This window comes from Ignavibacteria bacterium, assembly GCA_041649015.1.
Classification (GTDB): domain Bacteria; phylum Bacteroidota; class Ignavibacteria; order Tepidaquicellales; family Tepidaquicellaceae; genus CAIKZJ01.
In genome coordinates this window covers 146,734-160,769 of the sequence record JBAZNU010000003.1, presented here as the reverse complement: position 1 = coordinate 160,769, position 14,036 = coordinate 146,734, and the positions used below count along the sequence as shown (strand labels likewise).

Genomic DNA, 14,036 nt, shown 5'->3' with positions numbered 1-14,036 from the left:
CGACTTGCCGGACTCCCGTTTTAAATATTTAATTCCAGATTTAAAGAATGTTTAAAGCAGAAAACAACCGTCATATTAAGTAATTTTACTATCATGAAAAAACTATTTGTTGTTTTAATGATGTTCGCGGCGATGAGCGCCAATGCCCAGTGGGAGCAGATAAGTAATGGGTTTCCAGTTACTTATAACAATGCTGTTAATCCAATTATAGTATCAGATAATAAAATCATAATAGGATATGATTATTCTGGAGTTTATTATTTTTCTAACAATGGAAATTCTTGGATTCCCTCTTCATTAGAAGATATATGACATAATGGGCCGCGAAGTCCAAACACTTGTGAATGAAAGATTACAGCACGGCACGTATGAAACCACTTTCGATGGTTCAGAACTTAATAGCAGCGTGTATTTTTATAAACTGGTGACGGGGGGTTTTAGTGAAACAAGAAAGATGATTTTAATTAAATAATATATGAAGAGAATAGTTTTTGTTTTTACTGTTTTATTAATCTTTAGTGTTAGTCTGAAGTCACAAACCGGGTGGATAGTATATAGTACAGGTATCAATGCGGAACTTAAAGATATTGAATTTATAAATGCAAATACCGGATTCATCACGGCTGATACAAACTGTATTTTCAAGTCAACGAACGGTGGATTGAACTGGTTTTCCGTTCCACTGAACCTTACTTCGCCGGCTGAACTTTTAACAATTTCTTTTCTGAATCAGAGCACAGGATTTGCAGGAGGTGGACACCACATAAGTGAATACACATATACACGATATCTTTTTAAAACTACGGACAGCGGTAATAACTGGTTAAAAATTTTTCACGATTCATCTTATACAATGAACGGAGCTATTTCCAACATTATCCCTTTTAACGTAAATGATATTATAGTTTCCAACATTGCTTATATTGAGGTTTTTTATAAAGGGGGTATTTATAAATCAACGAACGGAGGGATTAATTTCAGCGAGAAATTCTCGGAATACTGCAATAGTTTAAGTTTTATAAACCAGAACACAGGATATGTGGTTTCGAAAAGAACAAGCGATTATCAACCAAGTGTAACGAGGATATTGAAAACAACAGATGGTTGCGATACGTGGACGGTACAGCATCGTGATTCCGCAAACGTAAGCTCCTATTTTTTTAAAATTCAAGCATTTGATTATAACACAGCTTATGCTTTAAACAGTACGGGTACCTCCACAAGGTTTTTCAAAACATCAAATGGCGGAGATAACTGGAATTTTACCCCGGAAGAAAACGAGAGATATAATGATATGTTCTTTGTTAATCCTTCAACCGGATGGTGCGGTGGATTCTTTGGCTCTGATTCTTGCATAATATCTTATACTACGAATGCAGGAACAAACTGGATTTTACAGAAAAGGGGTTATAATTCAAGTGTTCACAAAATATTCTTTCTTAATGAAAGTACGGGATGGGTCATACTTTCCACATGGGGAATACCTCCCCCGCTGAATAAAAAAATAATGAAAACAACGACAGCAGGTATTACTTTTGTTAAAAATGTCAGTACTGAAATTCCTTCTTTATATTCATTGGGGCAGAACTATCCAAACCCGTTTAATCCACTGACGAAGATAAGGTTTGATATTCAGAAGTCAGAATCCAGAAGTCAGAATTCAGTAGTAACATTAAAAGTATTTGACGCACTTGGAAGAGAAGTTGAAACTTTGGTAAACGAACAACTTGCACCCGGCACGTACGAAGTGACGTTTAATATTGAATCTGCCACAGAGCATAGGCGGACCTTCGGCAGCGGCGTATATTTTTACAAATTGATGACGGAGGGTTTTAGCGAAACGAAGAGGATGCTTTTAGTTAAATAATGACACTTCAGATTTTCTCTATTTACTGTAATAAGTAGTATTCGTTCGTAGGTGTTGATTATAAGCGAATAAATTAATGAAACACTCTGCAAATAAGTATAGGCGTTTGACAAAAGTTGGAAGGAGATATTTACAGGTTGAATTCATTTAATATTATTTGAATTTTTAATCTCATATCGAATGCATATTTTCTTTAATTAATTCACAAATTTTATTAAACCTTAATATATAAACTCATTTTACAATATGGAACACTTCAAAAATTTTATTAACGGCGAATGGAAAGAACCAAAGAGCGGCAAATATACAGAGAATAGAAATCCTGCAGATGTGGATGATTTAATAGGAATGTTTCCAGCATCGGAAAACGACGATGTTCAGGAAGCAATCAAAGCGGCAAAAGAAGCTTTAAAGAAATGGAGACTCGTGCCCGCACCCAAACGAGGCGATGTTCTTAAAGTTGTCGGCGATATTATGCTCGAAAGAAAAGATGATATTTCTCATGAAATGACAAGGGAAATGGGCAAGGTATTCGCTGAAACAAAAGGCGACACTCAGGAAGGCATTGATACTGCATACTATGCAGCATCAGAAGGCAGAAGACTTTTCGGAATAAATGCACCTAGCGAACTCCCGAATAAAATGAACCTGAGCTTTAGAGTACCTATTGGAGTTGCCGGAATTATCACACCTTGGAACTTTCCAATGGCAATCCCAACATGGAAAATATTTCCTGCTCTCGTTTGCGGAAATACTGTGGTTTTCAAACCTGCAGAGTTAACACCAAAGACTGCAAATACTCTCGTTAAGATTATTGACGAGGCAATGCATATAGTGCTCGGCAAGGATTATATCCCCGGAGTAATCAATATTGTCCATGGAAGCGGAAGAGTTGTCGGCGAGGCACTTCTTGAAAGCAAGGATATAGATTTAATTTCATTCACGGGCTCAACCGCAGTTGGAAAGAGAATTAATGAAGTCGGCGGAAGAGAACTAAAAAGAGTTTCTCTCGAATTAGGCGGAAAGAACGCTCAGATTGTCATGGACGACGCAAATCTCGAACTCGCTCTCGATGCTGTTCTTTGGGGAGCTTTCGGAACAACGGGACAGAGATGTACCGCAACTTCAAGACTGATACTCCATAAAGACATTCATGATAAATTTCTTGATATGCTTGTAACAAGAGTAAACAAACTAAAACTCGGTTACGGAAATGACAAAGGCGTTGATGTAGGTCCTTGCGTCAGCAAAGAACAAAGAGAGACAGTAAATGATTACGTTAAGATAGGGCTCAACGAAGACAAAGCAACTCTCGTTGCAGGCGGCGACTATGCAAAGGATGGCTCTCTTGCAAAAGGCTGGTTCTATAAACCAACGATATTCAAGGATGTAACTCCCGATATGAGAATTGCAAAAGAAGAAATATTCGGACCTGTTCTCGCTGTTCTTAAATGCTCATCACTCGAAGAAGGTATAGAAATACTTAACGGAACCGAGTATGGTCTTTCATCAAGCATATTTACTAACAACGTAAACGATGCATTCAAAGCAGTCCGCGACATACAGGCAGGCATAACATACATAAACGGAGCAACGATTGGTGCGGAAGCGCACATGCCTTTCGGTGGTGTTAAAGCAACGGGTAACGGACACAGAGAAGGCGGCTGGACGGTGTATGATTTCTATACTGAATGGAAAGCAGTTTATATTGACTACTCGGGCAAACTTCAGAGAGCACAAATAGATAATTATTAATTTTATTTTATTTATTAACCCGCGGATATTTTACACTGCGGGTTTTTCTTTAAGAATAAATTATGAACATTAAATTATTTACTTCACTTTTTATCAGCATCTTATTCTGCGCATCATTACTGCATTCACAGCCGATTGATACACTTTACAAAAAGGGTGATGACGCTCTGATTAAAGGAGATTATGAAGCAGCTCTCAGTTACTTTAAAATAATCATCAGCAAAGACCCAAAAGAATCAACAGCTTACAACTCAATAGGATTTATCCATCTGATGCAGAAGAATTATGAAACATCAATTGAAAATTTCACCAAGGCAATCGATTTAGATACTAACTACGGAAGGGCTTATTCAAACCGCGGAGCTGCTTATTTATTCATGAATGATATTGAGAACGCTTACAAGGATTTGAACCATGCTTTACAGATAAACCCGAACGATATCATGTCGCTGGTCTCCCTTGGTACGCTTTACGGACAGCTTGGCAAAATTAACGAAGCACTTGATACTTACGCAAAAGCAGAAGAAATTGACCCCTCAAAGGTCGATACTTACTGGAACCGCGGAGCACTGCTGCTGAATCTTGACAGGTTTGAAGAAGCTCTCGTTGAGGCTAACAAAGCTATACAGACAGATCCTTCTATCGCTAAGAGTTATTATTTCAGAGGAACTATTTATAAGTATCTTATGAAGTATGAACTTTCAATGGAAGATTATAAAAAGGCAATAGAGCTCGACTCGTCCGACGGCGAAGCGTACATACGCAGAGGAATTCTGTATCTTGCCATTGGTGATTACAGCAAGGCAGTCGAAGACATTGAGTATGGTTTGAAGCTTAAACCCGAACTAAGGAACGATGCGTCGGTATCAAACTATCTGAAAGAAGCAAAAGATAAACTTAAATAAATCTGTTATGAAATCCCTGTTCATAATATTGTTTACATTTGTTTTACTGACAGCCTGCGGGCAGAAAAAGGAAGAAGTTAAAATAATAAAGACAGAAGAGCCGAAAAAAGAAGCCGCCGCTGAAGAGAAAAATATAACTGCTGAAACTGAAAGTACTGAAGAAATCGAAACAAAGGAGGAACCTGTTTCAAAACCCCAAAAGAACACCTCGCAACAGTACATAACATTAAAAAGCTCGGAGACTGCCGGGAAAAAAGGTTCCTATGCTGTAGTAACGGGCTATGTGGCAGATGTGGTTGTTCGTGAAAAGGTTTCTTACCTGAACTTTGACAACAAGTATCCAAAAAATACTTTTACGGCAGTTATATTCCCCGACAAGTTTGAGGTCTTCGGCGATTTAATGGATTATAAAAACAAGACAGTTGAAGTCAAAGGTAAGATTGGTGAATATAACGGCAAACCCCAGATAATATTAAATAATAAAAATCAGTTAAGGGTGATAAATTAATGGTAACTAAAAGCGGATATGTTTCTATAATAGGTAAACCCAATGCGGGAAAGTCCACCCTTATGAATAAGTTTCTTGATTTCAAATTGTCGGCAGTCAGCAAAAAAGTGCAGACTACAAGAAACAGAATACAGGGAGTTCTTACAGGCAAAGATTATCAGATTATATTTGTTGATACACCCGGAGTTCTTGAACCAAAGTATGAAATGCAGAAATTTATGAAGAAAGAAATCAGGTCATCATTTCTTGAAACCGACCTGGTTCTCTATCTTATTGACGGCATGAATATAACTATTAAGGACCTGAAGAAGATTGAAGAAGATTTTATAAGAGAGTTTTCGTCATTCAAAAGAATAATAGCTTTGAACAAATGTGACTATCTTAAGCAGGAACAGATTACCGACAAAATAGTCACGCTTCAGCAGGAATTAAAGTTTGAAGAAATTATCCCAATATCGGCAGTAACGGGCTTAAACCTTGATTTACTTAAGCTTAAACTGATTGAGCATCTGCCCGAGGGTGACTTTTACTACGACCGTGAAACACTTACAGATAAACCCGAAAAGTTTTTCGTTTCAGAGATAATCAGAGAAAAAATTCTCGAACTATATGAAGAAGAAATTCCATACAGTGTTCATGTTGAAGTGCGGGAGTTTAAAGAAAGAGAAGAAAGTCAGAAGGATTTCATTAACGCTGACATAATTCTTGAAAGAGAAACACAAAAGATTATACTTCTTGGCAAGAAAGGGGAAATGATTAAAAAGCTCGGTGAACGTGCAAGAAAAGATATTGAAGTATTTATCGGTAAAGAAGTTTTCCTAAAACTATTCGTTAAAGTCAGAAAAGACTGGCGAAAAGATAACCGCTTCCTGAAGGATATATTTTAAAAAGGATTAATCCTGAACGTTCTCATTTCTGAGGTAAGAACCGCCTTGTATCCAAGGTCATTTGCAAACAATCTCGGCTTAACGTAATCATCAACTGAAGTATAAGTTAGGTATTTGCTGACCTCCCATGAATATTCATTGCTTTCAAGAATGCTTCGAGCAATATCCTTAGGATTTTTAAGTTCCCTTTCTCTTGTAACAACATAAAAATCACCCACAGGCATGAAGGCATGGAAATGAACGACATAGATTCCTGTTCCGGTACCCCAGTCCCATGAAAACATCGTGTTGTTCGAAACTCCCCAGTATTTATCCTGCGGAGCATCAAGTCTTGGTGCGGTTTCTGTTCCTATGTTGTATGTTGCTCCGGGATAAGAGTAAGTATTACTGACAAAACTTCCGCCATTCTTTAATCCTCCCCTGCCTTCAATCTTTAATCTGTAACCATACGGTAAGTTCTGAGGTACAATAATCTTGGAAGATATTATATCGCCTTCCGTTACGTTTAAAGTCAGTTCTGCATTCCTGTGCTGTGAAAGAAAATCTGCAAAGACAGAAAAGCCCTTCATATCATAAGCAAATGCAGGAGGATATATTGTAACGCTTGATGTGCCTGGTGTCCTTCCGTATGACAAAGAATCGAAGACTACTGTCTGCGGATATCCTTCTTTCATTATAGTCATCGGATATTCTAAATACTTTATGTATGCTGTCGGAGTTTTTTCAAGGTATATCATTCTGCCGTTAAGTCTTGTAATGTATGAGGGAAAGTTAATGTTAACAACTTTTGTCCTTTCACCCGCAGAGGCAAAGACATCCTCGCAGCTGAAAACATCCTCGGCTAAGAATTTTATAATTGCACTTCTTCCGCTCGACAAGATTGGAAATTCTACTTTAACAAACTCAGTATTGATATTACGTGATGCGTTAAGTCCAAAAAATATCAGCTCCGGATTTTTAACAGACAGGTCTTTGTACAGAACACCGATATTTGAAGATAAATCATAAAGAAGAAGGTCATAATTCCAGTCGTCAGTTGAAATTATAAACTTGCCGTCACTTCCCGTACTTGCAGATCCGCCTCCAGTAATGGCAATTGTTACATTAGGTACAGGAAAATATCTTTCATCCAGTACTTTTCCTGCTATCGTATGTGAATAGACATCGACGCTTGAAATAAAGAGTAACACTATTATGATTTTCCTCATAAATTATAAAATTATTATTCGTCTGAAAGTCTTTTAATTTCATCTCTTAGTTCAGCAGCACGCTCAAACTCAAGGTCTTTTGCAGAATTAATCATTTCTTTTCTTAGCTGCTCAATTAATTCTTTGCGCTGTTCTTTATTAATCTTCTTGAATAGCGGCTCCGTAAGAACTGACAGAGAGGTTTTCTCGTCACTCTTTGACTTTCTCTTAGGGTCATATTTTGCTTTAGAATCCGCTACTATAGTAGTCGACATAATTTCCTCGTAAGTCTTATATATAGTCTTAGGTTCAATATTATGTTCCTTGTTGTAATCATTCTGTATCTTTCTTCTTCTTGCGGTTTCGTTTATAACTTTCCTCATTGAATCCGTAACCTTATCGGCGTACATTATGACGAGTCCGTTCACGTTTCGGGCTGTTCTACCCGCTGTCTGAAGCAATGACTTTTCGGAACGCAGAAACCCTTCTTTATCGGCATCAAGAATTGCGACTAATGATACTTCCGGCAAGTCAAGCCCTTCGCGCAGAAGGTTAACGCCAACAAGAACGTCAAACTCTCCAAGTCTGAGTCCCCTAAGTATTTCAACTCTATCGAGGGAATCAACTTCAGAATGCATATATTTAACTTTAACACCAATACCTTCTAAATAATCCGTAAGGTCTTCACTCATTCTTTTTGTGAGGGTTGTAACAAGAACTCTTTCTTTCTTAGTGCTTCTTATTCTAATCTCATTTATAAGGTCATCAATCTGATTCTTCACCGGCCTTACCTGTATCTCGGGGTCAAGAAGACCTGTTGGACGAATCACCTGTTCAACTATTGAGCCGCCGCTTTTAGTTAGCTCATAATCGCTTGGAGTTGCACTTACAAATATAACTTGATTTATAGCTGCCTCCCATTCTTCAAAAGTCATTGGCCGATTATCAAGAGCTGACGGCAGGCGAAATCCGTGTTCAACAAGAGTCTTCTTTCTCATTCTGTCGCCGTTATACATTCCCCTGATTTGCGGAACAGACACATGGGACTCATCAACAACCAAAAGAAAATCGTTAGGGAAATAGTCGAACAAACATGAAGGTCTTGTTCCTGCAGCACGCCTGTCAAGATGTCTTGAATAGTTTTCAATACCCGTACAATATCCAACTTCTTTAATCATTTCAATATCGAAGTTTGTACGCTGCTCTATTCTCTGTGCTTCAATAAGTTTATCGTTCTTCTGGAAATACTGGATCTGTTCGTACATTTCTTTTCTAATATCATCAATTGCCTCATCAATTTTTTCCTGAGTTGTAACGAAGTATTTTGCGGGATAGATTGATACACTATCATCAACGCCAATTGTTCTTCCGGTTAACCTTTCAATATAACTAATTCTTTCAATAATGTTGTCGAACAACTCTATTCTTATACCCTTTTCATCTTCGTAAGCAGGTACGATTTCGACTGTATCTCCTCTTACACGGAAGTTGCCTCTTCTGAAATCGGAATCGTTTCTAACGTAATGGATATTAACAAGTGTTGTAAGCAAATGCTTTCTTGAAATCATTTGCCCTTTACGAAGCACAAGAACCTGTTCAGCATAATCTTCCGGAGCCCCAATGCCGTAAATACAACTAACAGAGGAAACTATAATAATATCACTGCGACCTTCAAGCAGTGATGCAGTAGCCCGTAGTCTTAACCTGTCAATTTCTTCGTTGATTGATAAATCCTTAGCAATGTATGTATCAGTTGAAGGAATGTATGCCTCGGGCTGGTAGTAATCATAATAAGATATAAAAAACTCGACACGATTTTCGGGAAAGAATCTTTTAAACTCACCAAACAACTGAGCTGCAAGCGTCTTATTGTGCGACATTACAAGTACGGGTTTGCCTATATTCTCAATCACGTTCGAAATTGAGAATGTTTTACCCGAGCCTGTAACACCGAGAAACACCTGATACTTTTCATCTCTTTTTAAAGCCCGTGTTAATTCCTCAATGGCTTTTGGCTGATCACCGGTTGGTTTATAATTTGATTCGAGTTTAAAGTTCATGAATAAAGATAATCTTTTGTAAGATTATTTTTAAGGTCTAAACACTTCGAAATTAGATTTACTGAATTTCTGTAATGAGGTTGATTTCTTTAAGAACTTTATTTATTCTGACAAGCTCCTCCATTTCACCAGATTTTACAACTGCTTTACCCTTTGTGTGAGCTATTATAGCAATCTGTTCACACTGTATAATATCAAATCCGGTTGCTTTCTGAAGCTGAAGAATCACCTGATCCCAGAAATGTGTGGAGTTAAATATCAGAAGTTTTTTCTGAGTTGGTGTATCAATATCTGTGTTCGATAATTCCTGTTCTTTAGTGCTCATACAAAATTTAATTTCTTGAGAATGAACAAAGAACTTCACAAATTTCATCCTGCTTATCTCTATAAGGTGTCCAGTTTGCACCTTTGAATCCGTTCATTGCAATATAAAAAATCAGCAGTTCATTATCTCTTGATATAGCGTAACCGGCAAGAGTGCTGACACCATTAATTGAGCCGGTTTTAGCATGAACATTGTACATTGCTTCGGTATCGATCATTCTTTTCTTAAGTGTTCCATCGACACCTGCCACAGGAAGGGAGTTGTAAAAAATATCAAATGTTTTAACGTCATCGAACATATATTTAAGGAGTTGTATATAGACGTTTGATGTAGCATAATTAAACCTTGTTAATCCTGAACCTTCAAGGAATTCATATTCACTACGTGATATTCCAATGCTTGTGAATAATTCAACCACAGCGTCAGCTCCTTTATTAAGTGTTCCCGGAGCAGAATCATGAACAGCTCCAACCACTTTAAAGAGTGTGATAGCATATTGATTATCGCTTGGCTTGTTCATGCTTACAAGAACCTCTGCCATTGAATGAGTAATACGCGCTATTTCCTTTGGGGAGTCCGGTGTTGTTCCCGCAACAATAATACCTCCAAGCGTTACACCTTTATCCTTGAATTCATATTCAATCGTGTTGGCAATAACAACGGAAGGGTTTGTTCTGCTAGCGTTTCTATCAATGCATAAAGCGTTAACGAAGGGCCAGTACTGAAGTTTGGTATCACCAGAGTAATAGTCGGCTAGTCCAAAATACTCTTTGTCGAGATACGAGTCGTCGTATACGATATTACCTGTGATTTCAGTTATATTCTGGGCAAGAAACTTTTTTATCAGGGTGAATAAGTCTGCCGTATCAAATTCAGGGTCGCCATAACCTTTTATATAAAGATTTCCGTTTATTACACCATCACTAATATTTACATCATCTGTATAAAGAACCGTCTTAAACTCGTACCCGGGCCCGAGAAATTTTAGTGCTATTGCAGAAGTTACTAATTTTGATATTGATGCCGGTATCATTTTCTTTTCGGGCTGGTATTCATAAAGCAAGTCGTATTTATTAGCACTTGCAACCTGGATTGATACGTCACAGTTTATAGTCTTTACAATGGCATCAATACTGTCTTTAAGCTGCGATATTTTATCATGTTTCTCCGCAGATAATGACGCAACAAAAACGAAGGACAGCAATAAAGCTGTAAGGATTGCTTTTTTACTTATCTGAAATATACTCATTAATTATTTTGTTTGCTCTTTTCAATATTTTTCTTGACTTGCTAAAAGTAAGTCTTTCAAAACTTTTTTCTACGGATAACCATTTATAGTTAAGAATTTCCTTGCCGTCAATCCTGACTTTATCAACGAGAGATTCGGCCACATAATAATCAACATTTTTATTTACTTTAGATTTCCCGTTCTTGAAAGAATATTTATCTCTGAGAAGAATTTTCTTTTTAACAAATACTATTTTCTTAATTCCTGTTTCCTCCCTCAGTTCCCTTACAGCGGTATCGATTATTCTCTCACCTTTTTCTATATGACCTTTAGGAAATCCCCAATGACCTTGATGCTGCTTCAATAAAAGGTACATGACCTTCCGAGGAAACCTATGAAACAGAATAATACCTACAGAATGATTGTTCTTGGTTATCATTTATAAATTGTTCTTGCTATTGTTTTTAACTTTAACCCATACTTCATCCATTTCCTCAAACGTCATATGGTCGAGTTCAAGGTCGTTTGTCTTAGCATACTCTTCAATCTTTTGAAACCTATACATAAATTTTTCTATAGTCTTTCTTAAAGCATCTTCGGGGTTTATTTTAAGGAATCTGGCATAGTTAACGATTGAAAACAACACATCTCCGAATTCATCCTCAATTTTATCCTGTGATATATGATGCACAATATTATGTTTTAGTTCGTTTATTTCTTCGAGAATTTTATCGTAAACAGGCTTTACGTCTTTCCAGTCGAAACCAACTTTAGCAGCTTTTTCTTGAACCCTGTATGCACGAAACAGAGCGGGCAGTTCTTTTGGAATGCCGTCAAGAACAGAGTTACGTCCTTCATGTTTTTTCAGTTTTTCCCAGTTGGTTTTAACATCATCGCTGTTTGTGATAACAGCGTCACCAAAAACGTGAGGGTGTCTGTAAATCAGTTTAGCTGTTTCTTGTTCAATAACCTGTATTAGATTAAAATCGTTTGTTTCTTCAGCCATAATACCGTGGAAAATAACCTGCAGCATTAAATCGCCGAGTTCCTTTCTAAGTTCGGTCATATCACTATTATCAATAGCTTCAATAACCTCGTAAGACTCTTCGAGAAGGCAGCGGCGAAGACTTTTGTGTGTTTGTTCAATGTCCCAGGGGCATTCTTTTCTTAATCTTCTGACAACGTTCACAAACTCTATAAACTTATCTGCAAGCAGTTTTTCTGATTCGTTCAATATGCCATATTTACATTTTCAATAATTAAGCATATTACTAATTTAAAAAAGGTTTTTCAATTTAAAAACAGGTGACAAATTTCAGAAAGATTATAGATGTAAAATCAAAGAGTTCATATAAGCGACAGAATCGGTTATATGAACTCTCTTAATATTTATTATAATTTATTTTCTGCTTTTCCATTTATTAGCAAAAGCAATCATAACGAAGCAACGGCTTATTTTAGAAGAATCATTCTTTTTGATGCAACGAAATTCTCAGCAGTCATTTTGTAAAAGTATGTTCCTGACACGAGTGCTGATGCATCAAAGTTGATCTTATATTCTCCAGCATTATGATAACCGTTTACCAGTTCCGATATCCTTCTCCCCATAGCATCATAAACTGTTAGGTTGACCATACCAGATTTAGGCATGGAGAAGTTAATACTGGTAACGGGATTAAACGGATTTGGGAAATTTTGAGAAAGTTTATATTCTGAAGGAATTTCCGCGGATATTTGGGTAACCGAAGTAGCTTCGGTAACATCAACTCCGAAATTAGCAGCAGCTGAATTTGGAGTAGATCCAACATAAGGAACAAACGGACAACCTCCTACGGACCAGTTTCTTCTATTAAGGGCAATGTCCAGCTGCCAGATATTTCCTCCAGTACCTGAACCGCCGCATTGACCGACAAAAACAATCAAGCTTTTAGTAGGATCATATACAAATGGTTTTTCAAGTGTTATTGAAAACCAGGTGTTTGCGGTAAATGTAAGCGTTGCAGATTGTTCATAATAAACTGTATCAAGCGGTGAATAGAAAGTACCGAGTGGAAAACTTGTGATTGTATCTTGTTTCATCATCACTACAAGATCAGTATACGTGCGGCTTCCTGTACCTGTAGTGCTTGTTTCAAAATAGATTGTTGTTATCATCTTCCCCGCCGGTAGTGGCGATGGTTGAGTAAAATCCCCCGGATAAAAGACCCATTGAACTGCTTTACCTGGTGTCTGAGCAAACGGGAAAGAATTATTACTTGTACCTGCACCTGTAAAATTATAATATTGAGGCGTTTGAGCAAATAAATCTGATGAAACGAGAATAAATAAGAATAAGATTGTCGTGCTTAAAAAAGTTTTGCTTAAAAATTTCATGATAATTTTAATAAGTTATTTTAAAAAAGAGTACAAATCAATTCAAAATATAAATTCGTCAGAAAACAAAGACTTAATTTAATACTAAATTAATTTTTGTTAAGATTAGGAATATAAATCTATTCACTCCAGATAGCAATATAGGTATATTATAGCCAAAAGAGTAATATAAAGAACAATAAAATCGTATTTAAAAATAGTTAAAATCTTTTGAAACGGGATATCCAACAGATTAATATGAGATTTTGCACTGATTTAGAAGATCATAAATTTTAGATTAATAGGTGTCTTATTTTATCAATAAATTAAAATTATAGTGGAGTGTTATGAGGGTATTTATATCTTTGAATCTGGAAAAAGGTACACAAAAGCTTGTTAAGAAATACAAAGATGAACTGAGAAGCACAATGGATACTGATAAAACCGAGAAGATAAAATGGGAAGCAGAAGATAAATATCATATAACATTGTTCTTCATCGGAGATATAAAAGACGGTTTGAAGAATATTATAATACAAGAACTTGATAATATCAGAAGCATGAATATTGGGAGGATAGAGTTTGAGTTTGACAGAGTATCAGCATTTCCTGATTTAAGAAATCCGAGAGTAGTATTTCTGGATGTAAGAGATAAAGAGAGAAAGTCATACGAGCTTAGCAAAGCGATTGATGAGATAATGTATAAATTGGGATTTGAACAGAGTAAGAAGTTTGTACCGCATATAACTTTAGGCAGAGTAAGAAAGAATGAGAGAATACATATGAGAGATATGATGATTGAATGCGAAAACGAAAAGTTTACTGTTAACAATGTTTGCCTGATGAAGAGTACGCTGACGAGCAAGGGGTCTTATTTTGAAGAGGTGCATAGGGTAGAGCTATAAGTATATTTAAATTGTTGCAAGCATTGATGCTTGCGTTACCTTAGAAACAGAACACAA

At 36.7% G+C, this 14,036-nt stretch carries 15 protein-coding genes; 8 read left to right on the top strand and 7 right to left on the bottom strand.

Annotation, left to right across the window (positions count from 1 at the left end):
- The first annotated feature begins 93 nt into the window (after positions 1 to 93).
- The 7 genes from WC644_06445 (at position 94) to era (ending at position 5,922) form a co-directional block, all read left to right on the top strand.
- Positions 94 to 312, top strand: coding sequence for a hypothetical protein (locus WC644_06445; protein ID MFA5011579.1), 219 nt, complete (start codon positions 94 to 96; stop codon positions 310 to 312).
- Between the two features lie 4 nt (positions 313 to 316).
- Positions 317 to 472 carry a hypothetical protein gene (locus tag WC644_06440; protein MFA5011578.1) on the top strand — a complete coding sequence of 52 codons (156 nt, stop codon included), beginning with the start codon at positions 317 to 319 and terminating at the stop codon, positions 470 to 472.
- A gap of 3 nt (positions 473 to 475) precedes the next feature.
- On the top strand, positions 476 to 1,867 hold the full coding sequence (locus tag WC644_06435; protein ID MFA5011577.1) for a YCF48-related protein: 1,392 nt from the start codon (positions 476 to 478) through the stop codon (positions 1,865 to 1,867).
- A gap of 246 nt (positions 1,868 to 2,113) precedes the next feature.
- Positions 2,114 to 3,622: an aldehyde dehydrogenase family protein gene (locus tag WC644_06430; GenBank protein MFA5011576.1), complete on the top strand. Its 1,509-nt coding sequence runs from the start codon at positions 2,114 to 2,116 to the stop codon at positions 3,620 to 3,622.
- Between the two features lie 62 nt (positions 3,623 to 3,684).
- Entirely contained in the window at positions 3,685 to 4,527 is an 843-nt protein-coding gene (locus WC644_06425; protein ID MFA5011575.1) for a tetratricopeptide repeat protein, read from the top strand.
- A gap of 7 nt (positions 4,528 to 4,534) precedes the next feature.
- Positions 4,535 to 5,035, top strand: coding sequence for a hypothetical protein (locus WC644_06420; protein ID MFA5011574.1), 501 nt, complete (start codon positions 4,535 to 4,537; stop codon positions 5,033 to 5,035).
- Entirely contained in the window at positions 5,035 to 5,922 is an 888-nt protein-coding gene (gene era / locus WC644_06415; GenBank protein ID MFA5011573.1) for a GTPase Era, read from the top strand. Before WC644_06420 ends, era begins: the two co-directional genes overlap by 1 nt.
- Here the strand turns inward: era and WC644_06410 are convergent.
- From WC644_06410 to WC644_06380, 7 genes are all read right to left on the bottom strand, one after another.
- Entirely contained in the window at positions 5,919 to 7,130 is a 1,212-nt protein-coding gene (locus WC644_06410; protein MFA5011572.1) for a hypothetical protein, read from the bottom strand. The two genes, era and WC644_06410, sit on opposite strands and share 4 nt — an antisense overlap.
- A 14-nt stretch (positions 7,131 to 7,144) precedes the next feature.
- Positions 7,145 to 9,169: an excinuclease ABC subunit UvrB gene (gene uvrB, locus WC644_06405; protein ID MFA5011571.1), complete on the bottom strand. Its 2,025-nt coding sequence runs from the start codon at positions 9,167 to 9,169 to the stop codon at positions 7,145 to 7,147.
- 58 nt (positions 9,170 to 9,227) lie between these two features.
- Entirely contained in the window at positions 9,228 to 9,494 is a 267-nt protein-coding gene (locus tag WC644_06400; GenBank protein ID MFA5011570.1) for an ATP-dependent Clp protease adaptor ClpS, read from the bottom strand.
- Positions 9,495 to 9,501: 7 nt separating this feature from the next.
- Positions 9,502 to 10,743: a D-alanyl-D-alanine carboxypeptidase/D-alanyl-D-alanine-endopeptidase gene (dacB, locus tag WC644_06395; GenBank protein ID MFA5011569.1), complete on the bottom strand. Its 1,242-nt coding sequence runs from the start codon at positions 10,741 to 10,743 to the stop codon at positions 9,502 to 9,504.
- Positions 10,721 to 11,161, bottom strand: a complete 441-nt coding sequence (locus WC644_06390; protein MFA5011568.1) for an NUDIX domain-containing protein — start codon at positions 11,159 to 11,161, stop codon at positions 10,721 to 10,723. The genes dacB and WC644_06390 overlap by 23 nt, the downstream gene beginning before the upstream one ends.
- Positions 11,162 to 11,956: a nucleoside triphosphate pyrophosphohydrolase gene (mazG, locus tag WC644_06385; GenBank protein MFA5011567.1), complete on the bottom strand. Its 795-nt coding sequence runs from the start codon at positions 11,954 to 11,956 to the stop codon at positions 11,162 to 11,164.
- 218 nt (positions 11,957 to 12,174) lie between these two features.
- Positions 12,175 to 13,095 (bottom strand): T9SS type A sorting domain-containing protein, encoded by a 921-nt coding sequence (locus WC644_06380; GenBank protein MFA5011566.1) that lies wholly within the window; start codon positions 13,093 to 13,095, stop codon positions 12,175 to 12,177.
- Between the two features lie 326 nt (positions 13,096 to 13,421).
- Between WC644_06380 and thpR the strand changes: the two genes are divergently transcribed.
- A complete protein-coding gene (gene thpR, locus WC644_06375; protein MFA5011565.1) occupies positions 13,422 to 13,979 on the top strand; it encodes an RNA 2',3'-cyclic phosphodiesterase in 558 nt (185 codons plus the stop codon).
- Positions 13,980 to 14,036 lie beyond the last annotated feature (57 nt).

Bases quoted from the DNA above. Each gene is read 5' to 3' on its own strand.
- WC644_06445 (MFA5011579.1), top strand. From the start codon at position 94: ATGAAAAAACTATTTGTTGTTTTAATGATGTTCGCGGCGATGAGCGCC.
- WC644_06440 (MFA5011578.1), top strand. From the start codon at position 317: ATGGGCCGCGAAGTCCAAACACTTGTGAATGAAAGATTACAGCACGGC.
- WC644_06435 (MFA5011577.1), top strand. From the start codon at position 476: ATGAAGAGAATAGTTTTTGTTTTTACTGTTTTATTAATCTTTAGTGTT.
- WC644_06430 (MFA5011576.1), top strand. From the start codon at position 2,114: ATGGAACACTTCAAAAATTTTATTAACGGCGAATGGAAAGAACCAAAG.
- WC644_06425 (MFA5011575.1), top strand. From the start codon at position 3,685: ATGAACATTAAATTATTTACTTCACTTTTTATCAGCATCTTATTCTGC.
- WC644_06420 (MFA5011574.1), top strand. From the start codon at position 4,535: ATGAAATCCCTGTTCATAATATTGTTTACATTTGTTTTACTGACAGCC.
- era (MFA5011573.1), top strand. From the start codon at position 5,035: ATGGTAACTAAAAGCGGATATGTTTCTATAATAGGTAAACCCAATGCG.
- WC644_06410 (MFA5011572.1), bottom strand. From the start codon at position 7,130: ATGAGGAAAATCATAATAGTGTTACTCTTTATTTCAAGCGTCGATGTC.
- uvrB (MFA5011571.1), bottom strand. From the start codon at position 9,169: ATGAACTTTAAACTCGAATCAAATTATAAACCAACCGGTGATCAGCCA.
- WC644_06400 (MFA5011570.1), bottom strand. From the start codon at position 9,494: ATGAGCACTAAAGAACAGGAATTATCGAACACAGATATTGATACACCA.
- dacB (MFA5011569.1), bottom strand. From the start codon at position 10,743: ATGAGTATATTTCAGATAAGTAAAAAAGCAATCCTTACAGCTTTATTG.
- WC644_06390 (MFA5011568.1), bottom strand. From the start codon at position 11,161: ATGATAACCAAGAACAATCATTCTGTAGGTATTATTCTGTTTCATAGG.
- WC644_06380 (MFA5011566.1), bottom strand. From the start codon at position 13,095: ATGAAATTTTTAAGCAAAACTTTTTTAAGCACGACAATCTTATTCTTA.
- thpR (MFA5011565.1), top strand. From the start codon at position 13,422: ATGAGGGTATTTATATCTTTGAATCTGGAAAAAGGTACACAAAAGCTT.